The following is a 22,575-nucleotide window of genomic DNA, read 5'->3' on the forward strand; positions in this document are numbered from 1 at the left end:
CGGCCATGATTTGCGCCGTTGCCACCACAGTGGCAACCGGGCGTGGAAACCCGAGTTATTCAGGCGTAAAGACGCCGCATCATGGCGTTTTTTTATGCCCTTCGTTTTGGCATGGCACAAGCCTTGCAGCGTCTGTTATGGCGGGGTGCAGTGGGCAGCCGCAAGGCTGGCCGGTGCCTGAATCCGGTATTTCCACCCCATTGCATCCCGTCGCCCGTACCGTGGAAAGTATCGGCGGCGGTTTATCACTCTTGATTCAGGATAAATCGCTATGAATACCCCAGCACCGGGCCAATGCGCCCAAAATCCGGCTATCGATGCCGAACCCCGTTTTGTCACCATCCCCGCTTGTTCTAATCATTCTGGCCTTTTAACGGTCACCGTTAAACTGCATTGGACTTGCCCGGAATGCGGCGGCCCGCGTGGCGACACGTTCAGAACACAAAGCTATGACGGCACTTTGCCGGTTCAGTGCGACGGCTGGAACAATCCTTGTGGTCATATCGACCATTACCGCGATGTTCGCCTGGAAGCCCAAGCCAATGGATTGAATGAAACCGCTCAAAATCCAGCCGTAGACACGCCACACGCCGCGACCGTCCATTTCCACCCCAAGCAGCAAGGCGATGCCGTCAACGACTTCCTGGCGCAAATCCGCGCCCAAGAAATCGAACGCGAAACCGTTATAGCCGCCGGTCTTCCGGCCTTGCAGCGTTTGGCAAAAATCGCCCGGCGCGACACCGGCCAAGCCGCCACGGTGCGCTTGTTTCTGCTGGGCCTGTACAACGGCTACCGCTTCCCCTTCAACCTAACCGCGCTACGCGGCCTCGATCTGGACTTGTTCACCGACTGCCTGGCCGTGTTGACCCTGGACGCCCGCGCCACGGTCAAGGAGGTTCACCAGTATTTCCACAACGGCGGCGAGCTGTTCGAGCAGTTTGCCGAAATGGTCATGGAGGGCAAAGCATGAAAAACACCATCAACACCACGTTGACCCGTCAAGACGCCGAAGCGCCTATTGCCCTGGAATTAAATCATCGGGCGTTTTCCGATGTATTCGGCCTGGGCTTAATCCTACGCAGTAAGGGCCAGCGGGAAACGCAATTTGCAACCGATGCAAACGGCTTGCAGCATTGCAAACAGCAATTGGAATACGTGCAAAATCAATGCTTGTGGGGCTTGCAAGGCATCGGCGGCTTGATGGTGGCCGCCAATCCTTCCGAATTGTGCAAGGATGACTTGGTCAGCGTCGGCGCCTTGATTCAAAACCTAGCGCAACTGGCGGAAGAAGCCATCGGCCACATGGAGAACGTCAACAGTGATTTGGTTGACCGCGCCAACCAAATCGATGACCCCAAGCAAGCCGCCTACCATGCCGACGTACACCGCGAGGCGGGGGAAATTCGTCGCACGCGGTCGATGAGCTACGCGGACGCGGTAGCGATGGCCGCCGGCAGGTTGTCGGCGCGCCTGGCCGATGCGGCGGCGACCGGGGAGGCCTAAACCATGAGCAACCTCGACAAACTGGCCGCGCTGGAGGCCTTGACCAAGCCCATTACCGAAAAGGCCGTGAAACGTGCCCGCAAATACGGCAGCACCAAGGCGGTACCTGAGAACGAGGATTTTCTAGGCGAAATGCTGGAAGGCTTCCAGGAAGAAGAGTTTGTCGAGGATGCCATCATCGCGCCACCGCAACCGACGCCGGCCATGTTTTACGGCTTCGTCGGCGAGGTGGCGCGGGTGGCGGCCGACGGTACCGAGATTAACCCGGTCGCGGCGGCGATGGTGATGCTGTCGTTTTTGGGGGCCAATGCCGGCCGCGATAGCTTTCTGCTCATCAACAACACCTTTCACCACCCAAGGCTGTTCACCATGCACATCGGCCGATCTTCGAGCGGCGGCAAGGGCGATTCTCAGCAGTTGGTTCACCGTATCCGCCGGTACATCGAAGCCAAGGACGCCGCCTTGCTGGGCCGTTTTCACAGTGGCGGCCTGTCCACGCGGGAAGGTTTGGCGGCGATGATCCACGACGGTTTCGGCGAATCGCCGGCCATCGTCGACAAACGCTTGTGGGTGATTGAAAGCGAGTTTGCCAACGTGTTGCACCAATCCAAACGCGAGGGCAATACCTTGTCTTCGGCGATTCGGGAAGTCTGGGACGGCGGCGACATCAAGCCGGCCACCAAGAGCAAAACCGTCGGCGTGACCAATCCGCATATCGGTATTCATGCCAACATTACCCCGGCCGAACTGAACAAGATGCTCAGCGCCGGAGAAATGACCAATGGTTTCGCCAATCGGTTTTTGATGGTGTGGGCGGAAAACGTCGGCTTCGAACCGTTCCCAAAGCCGACCCCGGAGCGGATTATCGAGGACTTGGCCGGCCGGGTGATGGACATTCTTCACTTTGCTAAGGGCGGCTATCCCAACAGCCATAACGGCCTGGAAATGATGCTGAGCCAAGCGGCCAAGCAGCGTTACGCGGAAGCCTACCCGTCTTTACGCCGGCCAATTGATAACGAGTTTGTAGCATCACTGGTGGCCCGCCGTGCGCCCTATGCGCTTCGGCTGGCTATGCTGTTCGCGCTGACCGATCAAACGCGGGTGATTGAGGTTTGCCACCTCGAAACGGCGCTGGCCTGGACGGATTACGCCTTGCAAACGGTCAAGTTCGTGTTTGCCGACAAAGCCAGCGACCCGCGCCAAGCCGAAACCCGGCAACAGGCGGCGAAGATTTTGGCGTTTTTGCGCTTGCGGCCGGAAGGTTCGAGCAAGTGGGAGTTGACCAACGACTGTTTTCAAAAGCACAGCACCAGCCAGAAAATCGACGCCGCCTTACGCTATTTGCTGGCCGAAAATCCGCCAAAAATCGTGCAAACCGAAGTCAAAAACGGTGGCCGCGGCCGACCAAAGACGATTTACACGTTGCAAAATAGTGCGGAGAAAATAAATAAATCCGCAAGCCGCGCCGCGTTTGGGCTGGAGGGTGATTTACCCACTGCGGAGAAAATGCGGAGTATTTCGGATGAAATGGGCAAAAACGGAAATACTCCGCAATTCTCCCAGTTGATGAAAACGGCGTAAACCCAGAGCCGGCGCGGCCTGCGGAATTAAATAATTTCTCCGCATCTTTTTCACACGGTTTTCACGAGCGGCCGGCAGAAACTCACCCACCAGACCGGCCCAAACCAAAGGCGGCGAACAAGAAAGTTTAGCCATCCGCGACTGCACTAAACCATCTTCGGCAATCCGACGAATCGAAACGCGGATTGCCTTTTTGTTATCCGAAAGCCAAGGGGGACATCATGCGTTTTAACCCTGCCGAGTTCATCCAACTTTGCCGCCGTGCCGGCGTCGAACTACATCGGGAAGGCCCGTTTCTGTGCTACGACGGCGGCCGCAAATGGCGCGATAGCGCAGACGTGCTGTTCGAGGCATTGCACCGACACAAAGACGAACTAATGCCGCTATTGCCGGACACCAGCCCGCAAGCCGATTTATTCGACCCGTACAACTGACAGCGCCATGAGCCAAACAAACACTAACGCCGTGACTATTCAAGGTCAAATCCGCCTGGCCACGTCACAATCGGATGCCGTGACGCCTCGATGCCGCGTCAACCTGGGCCCGTCACAATCCAACGCCGTGACCGGACGTCTTCCGTTAGCGCCGGCAGCGTCACAATTGTTGCTGTCGCTGTTTCCGGGTATCGATTTGCTGGGACGGGGATTCGAGGAAGAAGGCTTTTCCGTGGTGCGCGGGCCTGATTTGCTGTTCGGCGGCGACGTGCGAGGCTTTCACGTACCGGCCGGCCGTTTCGATGGCGTTATCGGCGGGCCGCCGTGCCCGGACTTTTCCAAAGCCCGGCGCGGCGAACCTACGGGCTACGGCTTGGCGATGTTGGCGGAGTTCGTCCGCGTGGTGAACGAGGCGCGGCCGGCATGGTGGCTGCTGGAAAATGTTCCCGGCGTACCTGACGTGGTGATTGCCGGCTATTCCCACCAGCGCATCGACATCAACGCCCGCGAATTGGGCCTTGTGCAAAACCGCCAGCGACATTTTCAATTCGGCCACCGTGACGGTTGTTTGATTACCGTGCCGCGCGGGCCGAAGTCGCGGCAGAGTCACCCATGCTGCACGGCTTCCGAAGGCAAGCGCCCCGGCAAGCGGTCTTGGCCGGACTTTTGCAGGTTGCAAGGCTTGCCCGGCGCTATCGAGTTGCCGAGCCTGACACTGGCCGCCCGTTACCGCGCCGTCGGCAACGGCGTACCGCTACCGATGGCGCGGGCCTTGGCAAAAGCCGTACTGTCGGCCGCCGCGCCCGATCAGGTGCGGGTTTGCAGTTGCAGTTGCGGTAGAACCGTCGCCGGTCGCGCATTGTTCGCCACACCGGCTTGTCGTAAGCGTATGCAGCGCCGTCGGCAAAGCTTGACCGACCAGGCGGCAAAGACAGCCGGCGAGTCACAACCGTGACCGTCCGGAATCCGGCCGCCGCAGCGAAGTCACAACCAGGCAAGCCCACTGGCGAAACCGAGACAACGCATTGCCTGTATTGTTTCCGAATTATCGAGCCAGCCGGAAAAGGCCGAAAACCCAAGTCCTGCTCACCCGCCTGCAAACAGGCCCATTACCGCTTGCGGAAAAACGACTTCCAGCGCCGGCGCGTGTCGGCCTCATTGCGGGCCTTAACGTTACGAAATGTCACTGGTACCGGCACGGCTTGAAACGGCGCGGTAACTTGGCACCATGCCGGCGTGTCGCGCTTCGACGTCGACCACCCCTATAATTTCCATTCCCCAGCTATCCCAATCAGGTAACCCAATGGCATCCCAACAATCACCCACGCAACGCGCGTTTGGCGCCGGCAGTAACGGCAAATTCGATAAACCGTTCAGTGAACAAATCAAGTTGTTCCGCGAAAAGGTCTTGTTGCCGACCGAGCATTACAACGATCTGCTGAAAAGCGCCCACGACCGCGCTTTCGTCGTTGCCGGCGTGATGAAGGCCGACCTGCTGAACGACATCCATCAAGCCCTCGCTAAAACCATGGCCGAAGGCAAAAGTATCCAATGGTTTCGCAAGGAATTCGCCAGTATCGTGGCGAAGAACGGTTGGGGTGGCGTCGGCACTAACGCTAAACGCGATTGGCGGGCGCGGGTGATTTATCGAACCAATCTTTCGACCGCTTATGCCGCCGGCCGTTGGCGACAACTCAACGACCCGGATTTGTTGAAACGTAGGCCGTACTGGAAATACGTGCATAACGAAACCGTACGCCATCCACGGCCATTGCATCAAAGTTGGAATGGCTTGGTTTTGAGACACGATGCCCCTTGGTGGCTAACCCACTACCCGCCCAACGGTTGGGGATGCCGTTGCCGCGTGGTCGCGGTTCCGGCCAGCGAGTACACGGGGCAAACCACACCGAACGATGGCTATAGAACGGAAACCGACCGTTTCGGCAATACTCACCAAGTCCCCAACGGCATCGACTTCGGTTGGGACTATGCCCCAGGCGCCAGTCGTTCGGTTGAACTCAAAACGTTGATCGACGAAAAATTGATGCGCTTCCCGGCGGCACTCGGCGCGGAAATGTGGAAAGCCTTGAAACCGGCCTTGGCCGATGAGAACCGCAAGATATGGGCCGAAACCATAAGCGCCTGGATCGTCAAGCCGGAGAGCCGCAACAGCCGTTGCTTGATTGGCGCCCTGGCGCCTGTCGTATTGGCGGCATTGGCAGCCCAAAATAAGCCCGCTCCGCAAAGCGCTGAAATCGCGGTTGATGGTCGCCTAGTTTTCGAACACGACGAGGAAACCGGAAAACAGCCGCTTAAACCGAAGGAATGGGCACAATTACCGGGTTTGATCGACAAGGCCACGACCTATTATGACAACCGTACCGGCATGATTGTTTACGTCGCCAGCGGCCAAGGCGAAACCCGTATTGTCATCGCATTGGGGTATCGGGTGCGGAAAGACGATGGCAACTTGAACACGGTGGCCGCCGCCTACCGTGAGCCGTCGTCAGACATCGAAGACCGCATCCAGAGCGGCGAGTGGATCATCATGCAATGAACTGAAGCCGCGTCGGTTGGCTTGCGACGGCATGGGGCCGGGTGGTACGAATAGCGGCTTGTTTTGCCGCCCGCGCCTGCCGGATCTGGTTCATCGTAAGCGTTTGCGCTTCAGTACGGCAACAAGGCGGCTTGTCGGTTGCGTCTTGGCTAATTAAAACGGGATATTGTGGGATTTGGCGGGATAAATCGAGTTAGGACGCCGCCGGCAGTGCGGCCGCTTCCCGGAAGGCTTTTAGGGTGTCGGTGATGCGAATCGATACCCCCGGAAAGCTTTGACATAGAAAACCGGCTATGCCATCCGCCAACGCGCTGGCCTGTTCGATGGATAGGCCGCACTTCGCCAGTTCAGGCGGCAAATACTCTTCCAGCACTTGCAAGATCAGGGGTTTATCTTTGGCCTCGGCACAAGGCCGGCCGGCTCTATTGCCGCGTCCCGATGGATTAGCCCGCATCCGGCGAGTGATGCTATAGATTTGCTGAAGACTCAGCCGGTATTTGATCGACAATTCGGCATGGTTGTTGCCGTTGAACTCTCGCCAAATCGCCTTGTTTCGCTCTTGCAAAACCGAATTTTGTTTATCCGCCGAAGGCACATAAAGCGTTTGTTTGCGGAAGTTTAACCAAAGGCATTCGAACAATGCCGCCGCACAGCCGAGCGCGATCTTTTTGCCATGCTCGTCAAACACCTCCCGGTAAACGAAATTTTCCAGCTCCCTCATAATCGATTCGGCGTTGATCATTTTCGGCACTCGTATCAGATAACACCACCTAAAACCGTTCAAGCAACGATTTTTGTTGGTATTTTTGTTGGTATGTCGAAAAATTCTGAATTTTTTATCTTTAAAAATCAATAATAAATATCGATTATTCGATTCCTCTCCTCGCACCATTTTTATTTTCTTCTTGCGGAAACCAGCAAGACAGAGATTAAAAAATCCTTATAGATTTTCTCGTAGCTACAAACGATGTAGCAGTCAAGACTTATTTGAAATTTTTGTGGGTTCATATACCCGCCAAATTATCTCTCTATCGAGATATTCTCCGCCAAATAGCATCGACCCAATTCTGAGATCAAATTCAGTATATAACTGCCTTCCAGAAACGCTGGGAAAAACACTTATATAGATAACGCAGAATAGCTATCGTTATCGTCAACCGCCGCTGAAACGCGCGCAATTAACTCCAAGTTGCTATTGCGCTCCATCATACCCCCTATAGCCAAGGTAACAATCATCGCTTCGAACGGATACACCAAATGAGCGCGGTAGCGTTGGTAATACGTTTCTTCATCCAAGTCGCTAATCCCGTGACTAGCTAACGCCGTCATGTATAGTTTCAGCAATTGTTTTTCATGAGCACGCCGAGACTCCGGCTTCAGTGATGTCGCTAAAAAATAAGCGAGATCACTAACACCCTCACCCATCCGCACCAATTGCCAATCCAGAAAGCCCGGCTCAGAGTGATTCCAAAATAGATTGCCTGGATGACAATCATGATGCACCAAGGTCTGCACACCGGTTGCCAATATCTTGGTGATTCGCCGCCGATCCGCTGCATAGCGCAACGCGGATCTATGCAATTTGTTGGGCACCAAGCGCCCTGCGCGATCAAGGCCACGCTTCATCAAGGGCACAGCCAGTAAGGTACCCATATGATTCTCGACATTGTGACTAAAACCGTTTAACCAGCGATGCGTTTTCAACAGCCCAGCATTGCCCCAATAGTGAGCATGAAAACCGGCGAGCTTTTCAACCACCTGCTGAGCTTGTTCCAAAGACAGAGCGTCTGCGGTAAGCCCGGGCCTAAATCCCAGCTCATCCAAATCCGCCATTACCAATGTAGTACCGCGCCCTAACAGACTTTCAGCCGCTAAAATTTGCGGCACACTCACCGGAACCCCCTGAGAAAGCGAATTATAAAAATGAACTTCCTTATGTAATAACCGCGGTATGGAGGTAATCGCTCTGGACTTAATTGCCAGCGACGGCGTTTTTACAAACCACCGACTTGGAACGACGCCGATGGCGTCATGATTCACGGTTAGCCGCAAGCGCGTCGATGTGCCAATATTGACGGATCGAATATCTACTGTACGTACTTTGGCACTGGTTGCGTATCTATCAACAATACGTTGCGCCCATTGCCGAGATAATTGATCCGGGTGATTCACGACAATATGATCTCTAAAACGGCTCAACATCGGATTAGGCCTGTCTCAAATATTTGATAAATCGAAATATTAGCCGCCGTATTCATTCAATTTAACTTTATCGATCAATCAGTGATTAATTATCAAAAACGCCATGTATTCCTATAGTTTTTCAAGCAATAAAAAACCCGCCAAGTCAAGTAACTTGCGGGTTATTCAATATTCAATCTCAAAAAACTTGGTCGGGACGGCGGGATTCGAACCCACGACCCCTTGTCCCCCAGACAAGTGCGCTACCAGGCTGCGCTACGCCCCGAAGTTTATCATTAAACCAATGCCCACCTAGGAGAGCAAGCCGGACATAATATCATATTATTTGGGAAACGCTATTTCAGCAGCTCCAAAATATCTTCCAGCTCGCCAATCATCTGATGAATAAGTTGTTTGGTGCGTAAACTGTCTTCCTTGGCGCTACCGCTCGCCAGATGAGCACGCGCACCACCTATTGTGTAACCTTGCTCGTATAACAAAGCGCGAATTTGTCGAATCAACAACACGTCATGGCGCTGATAATAACGGCGATTTCCTCGGCGTTTTACCGGACTAAGCTCGGTGAACTCTTGTTCCCAATAGCGCAATACATGGGGCTTTACCGCACAGAGGTCGCTAACTTCGCCAATCGTAAAATACCGCTTGGCCGGAATAACCGGTAATTCGTTATTATTACTGGGTTCCAGCATACGCTTCTACTCGAGCTTTCAATTTTTGCCCTGTTCTAAAAGTCACCACACGCCGCGGAGTGATGGGAATTTCTTCACCTGTTTTGGGATTTCTACCCGGACGACCACTTTTGTCGCGCAATTCAAACTTACCAAACCCGGAAATCTTCACTTGCTCGCCGCTTTCCAGGCTTTTTTTAATTTCGTCGAAAAACAACTCTACGATTTCTTTAGCTTCACGCTTGTTTAAACCGAGGTCTTCAAACAATTTCTCTGCAATATCTGCTTTGGTTAATGCCACAATCACTCCCTCAATTTTGCATTCAGTTTAGCCGCTAAAGTGTCCAGCACTTTGCGAAATATAGCATCAATTTCTGTATCGGTAAGCGTTTGCGTAAAATCCTGCAAGAGTAAAGCTAACGCGACACTCTTATAACCTTCGGCAACGCCCGGTCCGCGATAAACGTCGAAGATCGATATTTCACGTATCGCTGTCTCCATGCATTCTTCAATTACACTGGTGATTGCGGCAGCCGATACAGCCTCGTCCACCAATAAAGCCAGATCGCGGCGCACCGACGGGTATTTGGATAACGTACTAAATTTAGGCACGTTACGCTCCAAGACCGCATCCTGTTCGAGTTCAAACAAGAATACCGGACTATCGAAACCCAATTGTTTTTCGAGCGTTGGGTGCAGCATGCCCAATAAACCTATCACTTCGCCACGTTGGTTTTTGATTTGCGCGGTTTGGCCAGGGTGTAACGCCGGATGTTGATAGGCGACGAAATCAGCACAAACTCCTGCTAAATCAAACAAAGCTTCAATATCAGCTTTCACATCGAAGAAATCCAGCTTTCTGGCTTTTTCGCCCCACTGTTCGGGATTAACGGTACCCAAGGCCAAACCGGATAACATTTTTCGCTGTTGAATTTGCCCATCTTGATAGAAAAACCGCAAGCCGGCTTCGAATAAGCGCACTCGACTCTGTTGGCGGTTGATATTATACAAAGCCGCATTCAACAAACCGCACCACAGCGTAGTGCGCATCACGGCAAGTTCTGAGGATATAGGGTTTTGAATCTGGATAAATTCTTCGCCCGGGGCGACGGCATTTTGCATTGCTTCATCGACAAAGCTGTAGGTAATCGCTTCCTGATAACCGCGATCTACCAAGCAATCCTGCAATCTCGCCAATGGCAACTGTGCCTCGGGCGCTTTACCAAGCTCAGAGCGCATCAACAAACTGCTGCTAGGCAGATTGTTATATCCATAGATTCTGCCGATTTCTTCCAGCAAATCTTCTTCGATGGCAATATCGAAACGAAAGCCCGGCGGGGTAATTTCCCAGCCGTTCTCGACTACTTGAACCTGCATACCCAAGCCTTCGAACAGCGCATGCACTTCATCGTCGCCAAATTGAATGCCCAACACCTTTGTAATACGTTGGCTACGCAGCTTTACCGGCATTCTGGCGGGCAGTTCGGCAGTGGAAATAACCTCTTGAACCGGCCCAGGACTACCGCCGGCTATTTGTAGAATCAATTGCGTGGCGCGTTCGATCGCCCGGCGTTGCAAGTTAAAATCCACGCCTCTTTCGAAACGGTGCGAGGAATCGGTATGCAAACCAAATTGGCGCGCCTTACCAGCGACATCGATGGGCGTAAAAAACGCACATTCCAGGAATATATCGCGGGTTTCGCCAAATACGGCGCTATCCTTACCCCCCATAACGCCGGCCAAGGCCAAGGCTTGGCGTTGATCGGCTATGACCAGTGCCTCGCCGTCCAACTCTATGGTTTGGTCATTCAATAAAGCCAAGGACTCGCCGGCCCGGCTACGTCTAACCACGATAGGCGCACTCAGTTTATCGGCATCGAAAGCATGCAGCGGTTGGCCCAATTCGATCAACACATAGTTGGTAACATCAACAACCGGGCTTAAGCTTCTAATACCGCAACGGCGCAGACGCTCCTGCATCCACAGTGGCGTGACCGCGGCAGGATTGATATTTTTAATTAAACGCCCCAGATAAACCGGGCAAGCTTCCGTGGCTTCGACTTTAACTTCCAGGGTTTCCGTGTGCTGCGGTTCGACAGTAGCAAACGCCGTAGCCTGGAACGGCAGATTGTTCAAAACCGCCACTTCCCTGGCGACGCCTTCGACGCTCAGGCAATCCGCGCGATTTGGCGTTAAGCCTAACTCGATCACGTTGTCATTCAACGCCAAATAGTCGCGAATATCAACACCGACCGGCGCATCAACCGGTAATTCCATCAAACCATCGGAACTGACCGCTAAGCCTAATTCTTTTTCCGAGCACAACATGCCGAAGGACAATTCGCCACGCAGCTTGGATTCCTTTATTTTGAAATCGCCGGGCAATACCGCACCTATCAATGCTGCCGGAATTTTCAAACCCGGCCTGACATTACTGGCACCGCAAACGATTTGCAGGGGCTCAGTTTGGCCGACGTTGACCTGACAAACCCTAAGTTTATCTGCGTTTGGATGTTGAATAGTGGAAAGTACTTCACCCACCACCACACCGGAAAATTCGGCTGCAACAGGCGTCACGGCATCAACTTCCAGACCGGCCATGGTCAGTTGCGCGACTAATTCGGCGGTGGCGACAGGCGGATTGACCAGTTCTCTTAACCAAGCTTCACTGACTTGCATGATGACTATCCACCGTTAATTAAACTGTTGTAAAAATTTCAGATCGTTTTCGAAAAACATCCGCAAATCGTTGATGCCGTATTTCATCATCGCCAGACGTTCGACTCCGGTTCCAAAGGCGAAGCCGGAATAAACTTGGTTATCAATACCGACCGATTTGAATACTTCCGGGTGAATCATGCCGCAACCGCCCACTTCCAGCCAGCCCGTTTGTTTGCAGACGCGGCAACCTTTGCCGTCGCACATCACACAAGACACATCGAATTCGGCGGAAGGCTCTGTAAACGGAAAATAAGAAGGACGAAAACGCACGTTGACTTCTTTTTCGAAGAAGGCGCGCAGAAACTCAAAAATGACACCCTTCAGGTCGCCGAAACTGACATCGGTATCGACTAGGAAACCTTCGACCTGATGAAACATGGGCGAATGGGTCATGTCCGAATCACAGCGGTACACCCGGCCCGGCGCGATAATTTTCAAGGGCGGCTTTTCGGATTCCATCACCCGAATCTGTACCGGCGACGTGTGAGTTCTCAATACGGTGTGCGCATCGAAATAGAAGGTATCGTGCATCGCCCGCGCGGGATGATGCTCGGGAATATTCAAGGCGCCGAAGTTATGGTAATCGTCTTCGATTTCCGGGCCTTCGACGATATTAAAGCCGGCCTCAGCAAAAATTTTGGCAATCCGCCGCAAGGTGATCGTAACAGGATGCAATCCGGATACGGTTTGGCCGCGCCCCGGCAGGGTTACGTCGATACATTCGCTAGCCAAACGCGCCGCCAATTCGGCATTTTCCAAAGTCGATTTCCGAGCCTCTAACGCCTCTTGAAAAGTATTTTTGGCATCGTTGATAATTTGCCCGACACTGCGGCGTTGCTCGGGGTCCAGGCTACCCAACTCCTTCATCTGCCGAGTGAATAGACCTTTTTTGCCTAGATAATTGACTCTGACCTGATCCAGTTGGCTAAGGTCTTGTGCATGTGCAAGCTCTTGTAATGCCTGCGTAACAATATCTTCGATACTAGCCGACACGACTCAGCTCACTTTTGTCTGCAATTGAGGGAAATTCCAAAACGATAGGTTCCCGCCAACGAGATTTGACGGAAAACTCCCCGTCAAAAACGGGGAGTCGAGCAATTAAACCGCTCTTTCAAAGCGGCTTAATGTTTTCCTTACGGTTTGCTTTGGTTAGCTATAGCCACTTTCGCGATCGCGCCGAAAGCGTCGATGTCGCGTACAGCCAAGTCGGCCAATACTTTGCGGTCGATCGCAACATTGGCTTTATTCAGACCGTTGATCAAACGGCTATAGGAGATACCGTACAAACGTGCGGCAGCGTTGATACGCACGATCCACAAGGCGCGGAATTGGCGTTTTTTCTGTTTACGGTCGCGATAAGCGTATTGGCCGGCCTTGATGACCGCCTGCTTGGCGACGCGGTAAACCCGGCTACGGGCACCGTAGTAACCTTTTGCCAGTTTTAAAATCTTTTTGTGTCTTGCTCTAGCGGTGACACCGCGTTTAACTCTAGCCATGTTCTACTCTCTTCAATATCAATGATAAATCAACTGTACGGCAGCATACGCGCAACCAATGGCGTATCCGACGGATGAAGAATGGCTGTTTTACGCAGTTGTCTTTTACGTTTGGTGGTTTTTTTAGTCAAAATATGACGTTTATGCGATTGTTTGCATTTAAAACCGCCGCTTCCAACTTTCTTGAAGCGCTTGCCGGCACCACTATGGCTTTTCATTTTTGGCATTTGTTTTCTCCAATGATTAAAAGTAAAGTCCTTGAGACAAAACCCAGTGAGGCAAAATGCTTGGCCCCATTGAATTTCCGGACACAAAAGTATCCTTTAACCGATTCGTTCCTGAATCGCCTTGCCGTTTTAAAAAACGGCTAAAACCGTGTGATTGAGTTATTTCTTTTTCTTCGGCCCCATCACCATGACCATTTGCCGGCCTTCCAATTTCGGAAATTGCTCGACTATGGCCATTTCTTCCAGATCGGTTTCGATACGTTTCAACAAGTCCATGCCAAGCTCACGATGAGTCAGCTCACGGCCTTTAAAACGCACGGTGATCTTGGTTTTGTCGCCTTCGTTTAGAAATTTGATCAGGCTGCGCAGCTTGACCTGGTAATCGCCTTCTTCGGTACCGGGCCTAAACTTGATTTCCTTGATCTGGATTTGTTTTTGCTTCTTCTTGGCGGCTTGCAGTTTTTTGTTTAACTCAAACTGATATTTGCCAAAGTCCATGACTTTGCAAACCGGCGGATCAGCATTGGGCGATATTTCGACCAGATCCATGTTTGCATCGTAGGCGAGCTGTAACGCTTCGTTTATGGAAACAACCCCGACTTGTTCACCTTCAGCGCCTACTACCCGAACCCGCCTGGCGGTAATCTCGGTATTTAAGCGCGTTGCATCTTTTTTAGAGCTGATACCCTAATCCTCCAAGTTGTTATTATTTTCGATCCGCAATCTGGTTTCTCAAGCGTTCGCCAAGTTCGCCAATTGACAGACTTCCTAGATCCTCGCCCTGTTGTGTGCGTACACTAACAGTCCGAGTTTCTAATTCCTTGTCGCCGATAATCAAAAGATACGGCACTCGCTGCATGGAATGCTCGCGAATTTTAAAGCCTATCTTCTCGTTTCTCAAGTCAATTTTGACTCTAAGACCTTGTTTTTCAAGTTCTCGCCGCACCTGCTCCGCATAATCGGCATGGCGGTCGGTGATATTCATCACCATCACCTGCACTGGCGCCAACCATAGCGGAAAAGTTCCGGCATATTGCTCGATCAAAATTCCGATGAAACGCTCCAAGGAGCCCAGTATTGCCCGATGCAACATTACCGGCACATGCCTGGCGCTATCTTCGCCTATATACGAGGCATCCAGCCTTTCCGGCATCGAGAAATCGACTTGTATAGTACCGCATTGCCAGACCCGACCTATACAATCTTTCAAGGAAAACTCTATTTTAGGACCGTAGAAAGCACCTTCGCCCGGCTGCAATTGCCAATCCAGACCTTTATTGTTCAAGGCCAATTCCAGCGCGCTTTCCGCCTTATCCCAGACCGCATCGTCGCCGACTCGATTTTCCGGACGAGTTGACAGTTTGATAATCACTTCCTCGAAACCGAAATCCTTGTAAACCTCAAACAACAGATCGATAAACGTGGAAACTTCGGATTGAATCTGATCTTCGGTACAGAAGATATGCGCATCGTCCTGCACAAAATTCCGGACCCGCATCAAGCCATGCAGAGTGCCGGATGGCTCGTTGCGGTGGCAGGAACCGAATTCAGCTAGGCGCACCGGCAAATCCCGGTAGCTTTTAATACCTTGATTGTAAATCTGAATATGGCAAGGACAGTTCATCGGCTTCACCGCATAATCGCGGCTTTCCGAATGCGTGGTAAACATCATCGCACTGAATTTATCCCAGTGACCAGATTTTTCCCACAGCGTGCGATCGACGATTTGCGGGGTTTTGACTTCGCCATAGCCGTTGACGCGCAATTTCTCGCGCACGTATTGCTCGATCTGCTGATATATGGTCCAACCCTTGTCGTGCCAGAACACCATGCCCGGCGCTTCTTCCTGGGTATGAAACAAATCCAGGGCCTTGCCGATTTTACGATGATCGCGCTTTTCAGCTTCTTCCAGACGATGCAGATAAGCGGCTAATTCCTTAGCATCGCCCCAGGCAGTACCATAAATGCGTTGCAGCATTTCGTTCTTGGAATCGCCGCGCCAATAGGCGCCGGCAATTTTCATCAATTTAAACGCTTTTAATTTGCCGGTGCTGGGCACATGCGGACCGCGGCACAAGTCGGTAAAGTCGCCTTGTTGGTATAAAGACAAATCTTCATTGGCAGGAATCGAAGCGATAATTTCAGCTTTGTATTTCTCGCCTAAACCTTCAAAAAACTTTACGGCTTCGTCGCGCGACAACAGCGAACGGCTAATGGCAATATCTTGCGCAACCAGTTCCGCCATTCTCTTTTCGATAGCCGTCAGATCCTCAGGCGTAAAGGAACGCTCAAAGGCAAAGTCGTAATAGAAACCGTTTTCTATCACTGGACCGATGGTTACCTGCGCTGACGGGAATAACTGTTTGACAGCCTGAGCCAGCAAATGCGCTGTGGAGTGGCGGATCACATCAACACCCTCCTCGTCCTTGGCAGTGACGATTTGCAAACTCGCATCGGAATCGATCAACGTGCTGGCATCTACCAATTTGCCATTTACTTTACCTGCCAACGTCGCTTTAGCCAGACCCATACCAATAGACAGGGCCACATCCATTACAGATACCGCTTGGTCGAATTGACGCTGAGAGCCGTCGGGCAAAGTGATTACAGGCATTTTCGATTCCACAATAAAAAAAGCACCGTCATGCGGTGCTTTATGTTTTGGTAGGCGCGAGTGGACTCGAACCACCGACCCCCACCATGTCAAGGTGGTGCTCTAACCAACTGAGCTACGCGCCTAAAGTCTATCGTTCGAGCCGCGCATTATAACGATCTAAACTACTTATGCAAGCTTTTTCTATAGCAACAACGGTTCAAGCTGTAGCAGTTAAGATAGAACCCTTAGCAACAGAGGCCGGAGTGTTACTCTCACGATTACCTGACAACTTGTTTAGAAACTCCAACAAAGTCGGTTTTTTACCATTCGCCGGAGTTCCCAACACATTCACTAGATCGTTAAAACTATCTTGCAATTCTTTATATTTGCCACTAGTTTCACCGGCAGCATCACCCAAAGCCGCGATCAAATTTTGCAAATTATCGGTGAATTTACCATAGCCATTTCGACCTACCGCTTTGTCGCCATGCCGATCGTCATCGTCAGAGCCGTGACGACGATCAGCACTGTATTTCAAAGCCTGACGCAAATCGTGCAAGAAGCTGTGCAACGCTTGGCGTACATCGGCAACAGTTGCGCGTGGCGCGGCAGTAGGTGTGGTCGTTGCAGATGCGGTGGTCGTCGTTGCTTGCGTACCCGCATTATTCGTTACGCTAGTTGACGGTGTCGCAGCCGTTGTTTGTCCGGTTTGAGTCGTACTCGTTGTTGCAGGCGTCGACATAGTCGCGACCGATGCGACCTGCTTTGGCGGCGTTTGAGCGGCACTTGCATCGCCTTGCGCCGCTGTAGCGGGTTGCTGCACACCGCTTTGTTTCAATACCTGCCTTAAATCCTGCAAAAAGGTCTGCAACAATTGCCCAAGATTGGATGAATTATTTTGACTGCCGCCAGCGTTGCTCTCAGTAGTGTCATCGGCGGCAGAATCAGTATTACCACCAGGAATATTCAATCCAAAACTTTGCAATGTTTGTATGACATTGCGCATGAACGCCCCACCACTATGATGATGCCCATGCTTCTCCCCTCTCCCGCTTACCGCCGGACGCTCTTGATCGTCATCGTTGTGCGCACTTTTGGTGCTGGATATGCTGATGGTGGTTTGCGATACATACAATGATGTTGTCAATGAATTGATCGTAGTCATTAGATTCACCTTGACGCTGCATAAAAACAAATAGCGGATAGCCAAAGACAGGACAGATTCAAATCACTTCCTATATTTTGGCGATTACCACCATGCCGTTTCTTTTAGCGGCAGAAATTTTGTGAACTTTAGCTAACTATCCAAAAAAAAGACCAAACACGCTTGACTGAAAACAAAACCTTGCGAACAAATCTTGCCAAGACATTCCAAAGCACTGTTACTAACCAATTTCCGCCTAAATTCCCAGCCAGTTTTGTGGGCGTAAAAATGTGTCGTATAACCGGGCTTCCGGACTACCTGATTCAGGCTGCCAATTGTATTGCCAGTGCGCGACCGGAGGCATGGACATCAAAATCGATTCGGTCCGCCCGCCAGATTGCAGCCCGAATAGAGTCCCCCTGTCGTACACCAAATTAAACTCGACATAACGCCCACGCCGATACAATTGAAAATTACGCTCACGCTCGCCATAGACTGTGTCTTTACGTTTTTGCACAATAGGCAAATAGGCATCCAGGTAATGGTCACCTACGCTCTGCATAAATGCAAAAGCTTGAGCAAAATCAGGCTCGTTCAAATCGTCGAAAAACAACCCGCCGACGCCACGAGTTTCGTTGCGGTGCTTTAAAAAGAAATATTCATCGCACCACTTTTTATAACGTGGATACACATCCTCACCAAACGGCAGGCAAGCTTCACGCGCAACTTGATGCCAATGCAATACGTCTTCTTGGAAAGGATAAAACGGCGTCAAATCGAAACCACCACCAAACCACCAAATAGCCGGTTCACCGTCTTTTTTGGCGATAAAAAACCGCACATTGGCGTGCGAGGTCGGCACATAAGGATTGCGAGGATGCATCACCAGGGACACCCCCATCGCTTCAAATTGCCGATTGGCTAGCTCCGGCCGTTTGGCGGTTGCCGATGGCGGCAGATGACTGCCAAACACGTGCGAAAAATTAACCCCGCCTTGCTCAAATACCTCACCATTCGCCAACACCCGCGAACGTCCGCCACCACCTTCGGCGCGTTCCCAGGCATCTTCCATGAAGCACGCGGCGGGTTCTTCCGCTTCTAAAGCCGTGCAAATTCGATCTTGCAACTTCAGCAAATACGTTTTAACTGCGGATATATCGTTCTCAATCATGATAAAGCACTGTCCCGTCGATAATAATTTTACTCAGCAACCGCTATGCGGCAGCCCATTGAGCGCAAATTACCACAATAAGCATTCCGCAAACACTTAAGTCGGTTCTCAGGAAAATCCCGGCAGCGCCCGATAAAGTGCGGAACGCTATGTTATTTATCTAAGAAATTGTTAGCCGAGCGCACCAAAATTCGATTGCACTATTGGCTTGATGTTTCCCGATGTACAATCTGCCTTTTATTCCTTGATAAAAGTGTGGATACATTATGGGATTTGAAGAACTAGCAGCGCTTAGAGATGAACTTGTCAAGCAAGCAGCCGCCAATAAACCGGTAAAACGAGAAAAAAAGATAGCGGAGAAATCGCCTATCAAAAAGACCGGCAAAGCTGACGCGCTAGTCGCCATTATCGGCTTGCTGCAAAAGAATTTTCCCTTGGCGTTTCCCAAAAAACCCGCTGCCAAACTGCCCTTAAAAATAGGCATCCACAAAGACATCCTGGCCCATGCCGATCAACTCGGTGCAGATAAAAACCAACTCCGCACCGCACTGAAGGCCTGGTGTTGGGGACATCGATACTGGGATTGCCTGACAGAAGATGCCGTCAGAGTGGATTTGCAAGGAATGCCGGCCGGCCAAGTCACAAAAGCAGATGCCGAACAGGCAAGCAAATTAAAAGCGCAACGGCGGAAACAGCCTGAAGCCGTCGAAGCATTACCTACAGGGTCAGCATAAGTTTTTCTCATAAAGAGATTGTACACACCAGGATAGCGCAACTTCAAACTTTTGATTTTCCAGGACTTTCAAGCACGTATAACCACCGAAACAAGTTATTTCCAAAGCCCGCTTGCCTGCTTGCCGATGCGACAGCCCGTCCCAATCCAGAACTCAGAACCAATCGATACGCGCTTAGCACCCAAAGTTGTCTCGGGTGCTTACCGACCTTGTCAGTTCCCGGAAAATTTTTGTCATAAACCCTCACAAAGCCATTAGAATGCGCAAATATTCTGCAAAAATATTGTGGAATCACAACGTATCGACTGCAACATTTGCGTCGTTTTCTTCGCGCGATCACGCCTTAGGTTAATCCCCCCAAGGCAACCTCTTCACGACCAAGCCCAAAAAGCAAAAGTCGGCAACACAGAGCCTTAAAGCCCCTCGGCATCTGCCAGGCGTTACTCTTATACCCTTTTCAAACTCCGACACTGGATCGCAGTTTACCCGATCCTAGATTATTCCCAGGGGGAATTATGTGTTGGAGTGGCGAGGCATCGGCCGCGCTTGCCTTAACCGGCTTTGCGAGCACTGCTTTTTTTTATCGGCGCGGCGAATCCCAGGTCTTATGCCTGGCACTGGCCTACTTTTCCCTAATGGAATTACTACAGGCCTATACCTATTCGGTGATAGACCAATGCCTAAATCCGAACAACCAGATTGCTACGTTTTTGGGATATATGCACATTGCTTTTCAACCGTTTTTTGTCAACGCAGTCAGCATGCATTTCATCCCGGAACCGTCACGAAAACGCATCGCGCCGTTTGTCTATATCTTGTGCTTTGCAGCGGCCACTGTTTTCATGATGCGAATTTATCCATTCCAATGGAGCAGTTTTTGTTTTGACCACTACTACCAATTTCTACCGGGCACTCAACTCAAATTCTTAATGCCCTTTTGCGGCACGGAGATTTGCTCCACATCCGGACAATGGCATATTGCCTGGGCCATACCGGCCAGCGGCAGTATTCAGATGGCTAACAGTTACGTATACGCCGCCTTTTTGATGCCATTGCTTTACGGCTCATGGAAACTGGTGTTGTATCATTTCACGACCGGCCCGCTGTTGGCCTATTTGACAACCAACGATATGAACGAATGGGCTGCCGTATGGTGTCTATATTCGATAGGACTGCTGCTATTGTTAATTAAAACACCCATCCGCCACTATCTGTATGTAACCAACTGGTACGGTTGCCGGTATCCGCAGTTTTTTAAATAAGTTGATCAATTCACCACACATCCCTCAAGTTTGTTGAAGGTTCAAGCCGACTAGGAAATAATGCACAAAAGGGTAGTTCTATACTGACAGCCAATTACTGACAATGCCCACATAAATCTCAAACTACCCAGCCATGGACACAGATAAAATCTTCCGCAAAGGCGCGTTTGCAATCTTGTTAGGAGTTTTCGGCGTATCCTCAGTTTTAACTTGCGCCCAAGCGGAATGGCATGGCGAACTAACGTTTCTCAGCGATTACTTATACAGGGGCTATTCCAAGAATCGCGGCAACCCACTGGCTCAGGCGCATATCGATTACCAGGACGCTATGGGCTGGTTCGGCGGCATAGGCGTTTCACAAGTCAGCTTCGACGACCGTCGCTATAAAAACCATGCCGATGTCGAAATCAAACCCTATCTGGGTTGGAGCCTGCCGTTAAATCGCGACTGGCGGACTGAATTCTCGGTAACCGGCTATCTGTTCGACGGCAAGATTTTTGGGAAATATGCCGATTACGCCGAATTTTACGCATCCCTACACTATCAGGACTGGCTCAGCGGCACCGTGTCCGTTGCGCCTAACGCCTATCGCCGCGACGCCACTGTGCTGAATTACGAACTCAAATATCGCCGCGACATTCTCGACAACCTACAATTTTCAACGGGATTGGGCTACTACCAAGCCAACAAACTATTGGATGAGGATTATTTTTATTGGAATGCCGGGGTCTCCTGGTTCATCACTGCCAATCTGGCACTAGACTTACGCTACGCTGACGTTCATCTGGACAATCATCACGAAGACACCCATCACCACGAGTTTTATCCACGCTTACAGGACAACAAATTTTTAATCTCCGTGACCGCCGGATTTTAAATAAAATTCCCGCCTTTGAACCTTCCGGCCTCGCTGCGGAATACACTCGCACACCACGCTAAAATCACCGGAACCCAGGTTTGAGCCATGCTGCGTTTAGTCCCTAACTTACATCGACCACCCATGCCCGAACAGCCCCAAATCGGCCCGGACGAATACGCCCTGCTGCAACGTATCGGCGAAGGCGATACCGCCGCATTCGAAGCCTTCTACAAAAATTACTATCCAAGGTTGTTTCGTTTCATCTTGCGCATGATGCGCCAACCCGAAGCGGTGGAGGAATTGATACAGGAGACCTTGCTGGTGGTTTGGGAAAAACCGCACGGCTTCAATCATGAAAGCAAAATTTCCACCTGGGTATTCGGTATCGCCTATCACAAAACCTTGAAAGCCATGGCCAAAAGCGCCCGGCGGGACAAGGATGTCGATATCGACTTCTTGATAGAAACTATCGGCGATCCAAGCGCAAATCCAGCGAATAATTGGGAAAACCAAGATTGCTTAAACTATGCATTAGCCACTTTACCGCCGGACCAACGCGCCGTCATCGAATTAACCTTTTACCACGGCTTGTCTTATCAGGATGTCGCCAGAATCCTGGATTGCCCGGAAAATACCGTCAAAACCCGCATGTTTCATGCCCGCAGGAAACTGCAGGTTTTTGCCGACGCACAGGAGAAATAAGGCCATGAACTCACAGATTTCCTCATCCACTACTTCCCATTCGGACATCGTGTTGTTACTGCCCTGGTATGTCAATCAAAGCCTGACAGTTAACGAACGCCAACAGGTAGACCAACATTTAAAAAACTGCCTAGTCTGCAGACGCGAACTACTAACTTTGCAAAAACTTGCGGCAGCCGTGCAACAAGCGGCCGATCTGGATGTGGCCGCCGAAGCTTCTTTTGCCGGCCTGCGTGCCAAAATGCAAACAGCCAGTCAACTCCCGCGCAGCAAACAGATAGACATCCCACGCGAACAACTGGGTAGCAACAATGTAAAACCCTTCAGCGCTGGCCGGGGATTTTGGCGAATCGCCAGCAATACCGGAAAAGGCCTGGCTATTGCTGCGTCCTTGTTACTGGTCACACTACCGGCTGCCGTGCAATACCTGCGCCCAGCCAATACCTCCGATTATCACACGCTGTCAGCGGCCAAACCGGACGCCGGTACGACCGGTCAGATACGTGTGGTATTTGCAAAGAATCTAATGGAAAAAGACATAGACGCCGCGCTTAGCCAAATTAATGGGGTACGGGTAGACGGGCCGAACAGCGTCGGCGCTTACACTGTCAAAATTACCGCCGGCAAGCCCGATGCCGACATGGCCGGCGCCTTGGCGTTGCTGCGCAGCCGACAGGATGTCATGCTAGCCGAACCGATTTTACAACCATAATCGATC

The 22,575-nt window shown here is 51.3% G+C and carries 24 protein-coding genes and 2 tRNA genes; 12 read left to right on the forward strand and 14 right to left on the reverse strand.

All coding sequences use genetic code 11. The features are described from left to right. The first annotated feature begins 137 nt into the window (after nt 1-137). The 7 genes from QLH52_RS10635 to QLH52_RS10665 all read left to right on the forward strand — a co-directional run bounded on the left by QLH52_RS10635 (nt 138) and on the right by QLH52_RS10665 (nt 6,075). Nucleotides 138-275, forward strand: a complete 138-nt coding sequence (locus QLH52_RS10635; protein ID WP_319961515.1) for a hypothetical protein — start codon at nt 138-140, stop codon at nt 273-275. Then, nucleotides 272-970 carry a DUF7673 family protein gene (locus tag QLH52_RS10640; protein ID WP_319961516.1) on the forward strand — a complete coding sequence of 233 codons (699 nt, stop codon included), beginning with the start codon at nt 272-274 and terminating at the stop codon, nt 968-970. Before QLH52_RS10635 ends, QLH52_RS10640 begins: the two co-directional genes overlap by 4 nt. After that, nucleotides 967-1,503, forward strand: a complete 537-nt coding sequence (locus tag QLH52_RS10645; protein ID WP_319961517.1) for a hypothetical protein — start codon at nt 967-969, stop codon at nt 1,501-1,503. Before QLH52_RS10640 ends, QLH52_RS10645 begins: the two co-directional genes overlap by 4 nt. A gap of 3 nt (nt 1,504-1,506) precedes the next feature. Next, on the forward strand, nt 1,507-3,084 hold the full coding sequence (locus tag QLH52_RS10650; protein ID WP_319961518.1) for a DUF3987 domain-containing protein: 1,578 nt from the start codon (nt 1,507-1,509) through the stop codon (nt 3,082-3,084). Between the two features lie 221 nt (nt 3,085-3,305). Beyond that, the gene (locus tag QLH52_RS10655) at nt 3,306-3,518 is read left to right on the forward strand and encodes a hypothetical protein (protein ID WP_319961519.1); all 213 of its coding nucleotides are present in this window, start codon (nt 3,306-3,308) and stop codon (nt 3,516-3,518) included. Between the two features lie 7 nt (nt 3,519-3,525). Continuing rightward, nucleotides 3,526-4,473, forward strand: coding sequence for a DNA cytosine methyltransferase (locus QLH52_RS10660; protein ID WP_319961520.1), 948 nt, complete (start codon nt 3,526-3,528; stop codon nt 4,471-4,473). 348 nt (nt 4,474-4,821) lie between these two features. After that, entirely contained in the window at nt 4,822-6,075 is a 1,254-nt protein-coding gene (locus QLH52_RS10665) for a phage head morphogenesis protein (protein WP_319961521.1), read from the forward strand. Between the two features lie 193 nt (nt 6,076-6,268). On the opposite strand, the gene QLH52_RS10670 is transcribed toward QLH52_RS10665, so the two are convergent. From QLH52_RS10670 to hemF, 14 genes are all read right to left on the reverse strand, one after another. Next, nucleotides 6,269-6,817 carry a Mor transcription activator family protein gene (locus QLH52_RS10670; RefSeq protein WP_319961522.1) on the reverse strand — a complete coding sequence of 183 codons (549 nt, stop codon included), beginning with the start codon at nt 6,815-6,817 and terminating at the stop codon, nt 6,269-6,271. 377 nt (nt 6,818-7,194) lie between these two features. Then, nucleotides 7,195-8,277, reverse strand: a complete 1,083-nt coding sequence (locus QLH52_RS10675; protein WP_319961523.1) for a phosphotransferase — start codon at nt 8,275-8,277, stop codon at nt 7,195-7,197. A 188-nt stretch (nt 8,278-8,465) separates the two neighbouring features. Then, nucleotides 8,466-8,542 (reverse strand) — tRNA-Pro (locus tag QLH52_RS10680). A 70-nt stretch (nt 8,543-8,612) separates the two neighbouring features. Then, the gene (locus tag QLH52_RS10685; protein WP_020481982.1) at nt 8,613-8,966 is read right to left on the reverse strand and encodes a MerR family transcriptional regulator; all 354 of its coding nucleotides are present in this window, start codon (nt 8,964-8,966) and stop codon (nt 8,613-8,615) included. Next, complete coding sequence (gene ihfA, locus QLH52_RS10690; protein ID WP_026146839.1) at nt 8,950-9,246, reverse strand: integration host factor subunit alpha; 297 nt, start codon at nt 9,244-9,246, stop codon at nt 8,950-8,952. The genes QLH52_RS10685 and ihfA overlap by 17 nt, the downstream gene beginning before the upstream one ends. 2 nt (nt 9,247-9,248) lie before the next feature. After that, nucleotides 9,249-11,624 (reverse strand): phenylalanine--tRNA ligase subunit beta, encoded by a 2,376-nt coding sequence (gene pheT, locus QLH52_RS10695; protein ID WP_319961526.1) that lies wholly within the window; start codon nt 11,622-11,624, stop codon nt 9,249-9,251. A 15-nt stretch (nt 11,625-11,639) separates the two neighbouring features. After that, nucleotides 11,640-12,659: a phenylalanine--tRNA ligase subunit alpha gene (gene pheS, locus QLH52_RS10700; protein WP_319961527.1), complete on the reverse strand. Its 1,020-nt coding sequence runs from the start codon at nt 12,657-12,659 to the stop codon at nt 11,640-11,642. A gap of 140 nt (nt 12,660-12,799) precedes the next feature. Next, nucleotides 12,800-13,162, reverse strand: a complete 363-nt coding sequence (gene rplT / locus QLH52_RS10705) for a 50S ribosomal protein L20 (RefSeq protein ID WP_020481986.1) — start codon at nt 13,160-13,162, stop codon at nt 12,800-12,802. Nucleotides 13,163-13,191: 29 nt separating this feature from the next. Then, nucleotides 13,192-13,389: a 50S ribosomal protein L35 gene (gene rpmI / locus QLH52_RS10710; protein ID WP_033158016.1), complete on the reverse strand. Its 198-nt coding sequence runs from the start codon at nt 13,387-13,389 to the stop codon at nt 13,192-13,194. A gap of 159 nt (nt 13,390-13,548) precedes the next feature. After that, complete coding sequence (infC, locus tag QLH52_RS10715) at nt 13,549-14,073, reverse strand: translation initiation factor IF-3 (protein WP_081607885.1); 525 nt, start codon at nt 14,071-14,073, stop codon at nt 13,549-13,551. Nucleotides 14,074-14,095: 22 nt separating this feature from the next. Next, a complete protein-coding gene (gene thrS, locus QLH52_RS10720) occupies nt 14,096-16,003 on the reverse strand; it encodes a threonine--tRNA ligase (protein WP_319961529.1) in 1,908 nt (635 codons plus the stop codon). A gap of 48 nt (nt 16,004-16,051) precedes the next feature. Next, nucleotides 16,052-16,128 (reverse strand) — tRNA-Val (locus QLH52_RS10725). A gap of 74 nt (nt 16,129-16,202) precedes the next feature. After that, nucleotides 16,203-17,150: a hypothetical protein gene (locus tag QLH52_RS10730; RefSeq protein ID WP_319961530.1), complete on the reverse strand. Its 948-nt coding sequence runs from the start codon at nt 17,148-17,150 to the stop codon at nt 16,203-16,205. Nucleotides 17,151-17,385: 235 nt separating this feature from the next. Next, complete coding sequence (hemF, locus tag QLH52_RS10735; RefSeq protein WP_319961532.1) at nt 17,386-18,300, reverse strand: oxygen-dependent coproporphyrinogen oxidase; 915 nt, start codon at nt 18,298-18,300, stop codon at nt 17,386-17,388. Between the two features lie 266 nt (nt 18,301-18,566). Between hemF and QLH52_RS10740 the strand changes: the two genes are divergently transcribed. From QLH52_RS10740 to QLH52_RS10760, 5 genes are all read left to right on the forward strand, one after another. Further along, nucleotides 18,567-19,034, forward strand: a complete 468-nt coding sequence (locus QLH52_RS10740) for a ProQ/FinO family protein (protein ID WP_319961534.1) — start codon at nt 18,567-18,569, stop codon at nt 19,032-19,034. Between the two features lie 515 nt (nt 19,035-19,549). Beyond that, nucleotides 19,550-20,296 carry a DUF5765 domain-containing protein gene (locus tag QLH52_RS10745; protein ID WP_171695009.1) on the forward strand — a complete coding sequence of 249 codons (747 nt, stop codon included), beginning with the start codon at nt 19,550-19,552 and terminating at the stop codon, nt 20,294-20,296. Nucleotides 20,297-20,429: 133 nt separating this feature from the next. Beyond that, on the forward strand, nt 20,430-21,173 hold the full coding sequence (locus tag QLH52_RS10750) for a TorF family putative porin (RefSeq protein WP_319961535.1): 744 nt from the start codon (nt 20,430-20,432) through the stop codon (nt 21,171-21,173). Between the two features lie 123 nt (nt 21,174-21,296). Beyond that, complete coding sequence (locus QLH52_RS10755) at nt 21,297-21,857, forward strand: RNA polymerase sigma factor (RefSeq protein WP_319961536.1); 561 nt, start codon at nt 21,297-21,299, stop codon at nt 21,855-21,857. A gap of 4 nt (nt 21,858-21,861) precedes the next feature. Then, nucleotides 21,862-22,569 carry an anti-sigma factor family protein gene (locus QLH52_RS10760; protein ID WP_319961537.1) on the forward strand — a complete coding sequence of 236 codons (708 nt, stop codon included), beginning with the start codon at nt 21,862-21,864 and terminating at the stop codon, nt 22,567-22,569. Nucleotides 22,570-22,575 lie beyond the last annotated feature (6 nt).

The sequence above is a fragment of the Methylomonas defluvii genome (assembly GCF_033949435.1).
In the GTDB taxonomy this organism is placed as follows: Bacteria; Pseudomonadota; Gammaproteobacteria; order Methylococcales; family Methylomonadaceae; genus Methylomonas; species Methylomonas defluvii.

Coding starts and splice junctions, on each gene's coding strand:
- QLH52_RS10755 (WP_319961536.1), top strand. CDS start 21,297: ATGCCCGAACAGCCCCAAATCGGCCCGGACGAATACGCCCTGCTGCAA.
- QLH52_RS10650 (WP_319961518.1), top strand. CDS start 1,507: ATGAGCAACCTCGACAAACTGGCCGCGCTGGAGGCCTTGACCAAGCCC.
- QLH52_RS10760 (WP_319961537.1), top strand. CDS start 21,862: ATGAACTCACAGATTTCCTCATCCACTACTTCCCATTCGGACATCGTG.
- QLH52_RS10740 (WP_319961534.1), top strand. CDS start 18,567: ATGGGATTTGAAGAACTAGCAGCGCTTAGAGATGAACTTGTCAAGCAA.
- thrS (WP_319961529.1), bottom strand. CDS start 16,003: ATGCCTGTAATCACTTTGCCCGACGGCTCTCAGCGTCAATTCGACCAA.
- QLH52_RS10645 (WP_319961517.1), top strand. CDS start 967: ATGAAAAACACCATCAACACCACGTTGACCCGTCAAGACGCCGAAGCG.
- rplT (WP_020481986.1), bottom strand. CDS start 13,162: ATGGCTAGAGTTAAACGCGGTGTCACCGCTAGAGCAAGACACAAAAAG.
- QLH52_RS10665 (WP_319961521.1), top strand. CDS start 4,822: ATGGCATCCCAACAATCACCCACGCAACGCGCGTTTGGCGCCGGCAGT.
- QLH52_RS10640 (WP_319961516.1), top strand. CDS start 272: ATGAATACCCCAGCACCGGGCCAATGCGCCCAAAATCCGGCTATCGAT.
- pheT (WP_319961526.1), bottom strand. CDS start 11,624: ATGCAAGTCAGTGAAGCTTGGTTAAGAGAACTGGTCAATCCGCCTGTC.
- QLH52_RS10635 (WP_319961515.1), top strand. CDS start 138: ATGGCGGGGTGCAGTGGGCAGCCGCAAGGCTGGCCGGTGCCTGAATCC.
- QLH52_RS10675 (WP_319961523.1), bottom strand. CDS start 8,277: ATGTTGAGCCGTTTTAGAGATCATATTGTCGTGAATCACCCGGATCAA.
- QLH52_RS10660 (WP_319961520.1), top strand. CDS start 3,526: ATGAGCCAAACAAACACTAACGCCGTGACTATTCAAGGTCAAATCCGC.
- QLH52_RS10745 (WP_171695009.1), top strand. CDS start 19,550: ATGTGTTGGAGTGGCGAGGCATCGGCCGCGCTTGCCTTAACCGGCTTT.
- rpmI (WP_033158016.1), bottom strand. CDS start 13,389: ATGCCAAAAATGAAAAGCCATAGTGGTGCCGGCAAGCGCTTCAAGAAA.
- QLH52_RS10670 (WP_319961522.1), bottom strand. CDS start 6,817: ATGATCAACGCCGAATCGATTATGAGGGAGCTGGAAAATTTCGTTTAC.
- hemF (WP_319961532.1), bottom strand. CDS start 18,300: ATGATTGAGAACGATATATCCGCAGTTAAAACGTATTTGCTGAAGTTG.
- QLH52_RS10685 (WP_020481982.1), bottom strand. CDS start 8,966: ATGCTGGAACCCAGTAATAATAACGAATTACCGGTTATTCCGGCCAAG.
- QLH52_RS10750 (WP_319961535.1), top strand. CDS start 20,430: ATGGACACAGATAAAATCTTCCGCAAAGGCGCGTTTGCAATCTTGTTA.
- QLH52_RS10730 (WP_319961530.1), bottom strand. CDS start 17,150: ATGACTACGATCAATTCATTGACAACATCATTGTATGTATCGCAAACC.
- QLH52_RS10655 (WP_319961519.1), top strand. CDS start 3,306: ATGCGTTTTAACCCTGCCGAGTTCATCCAACTTTGCCGCCGTGCCGGC.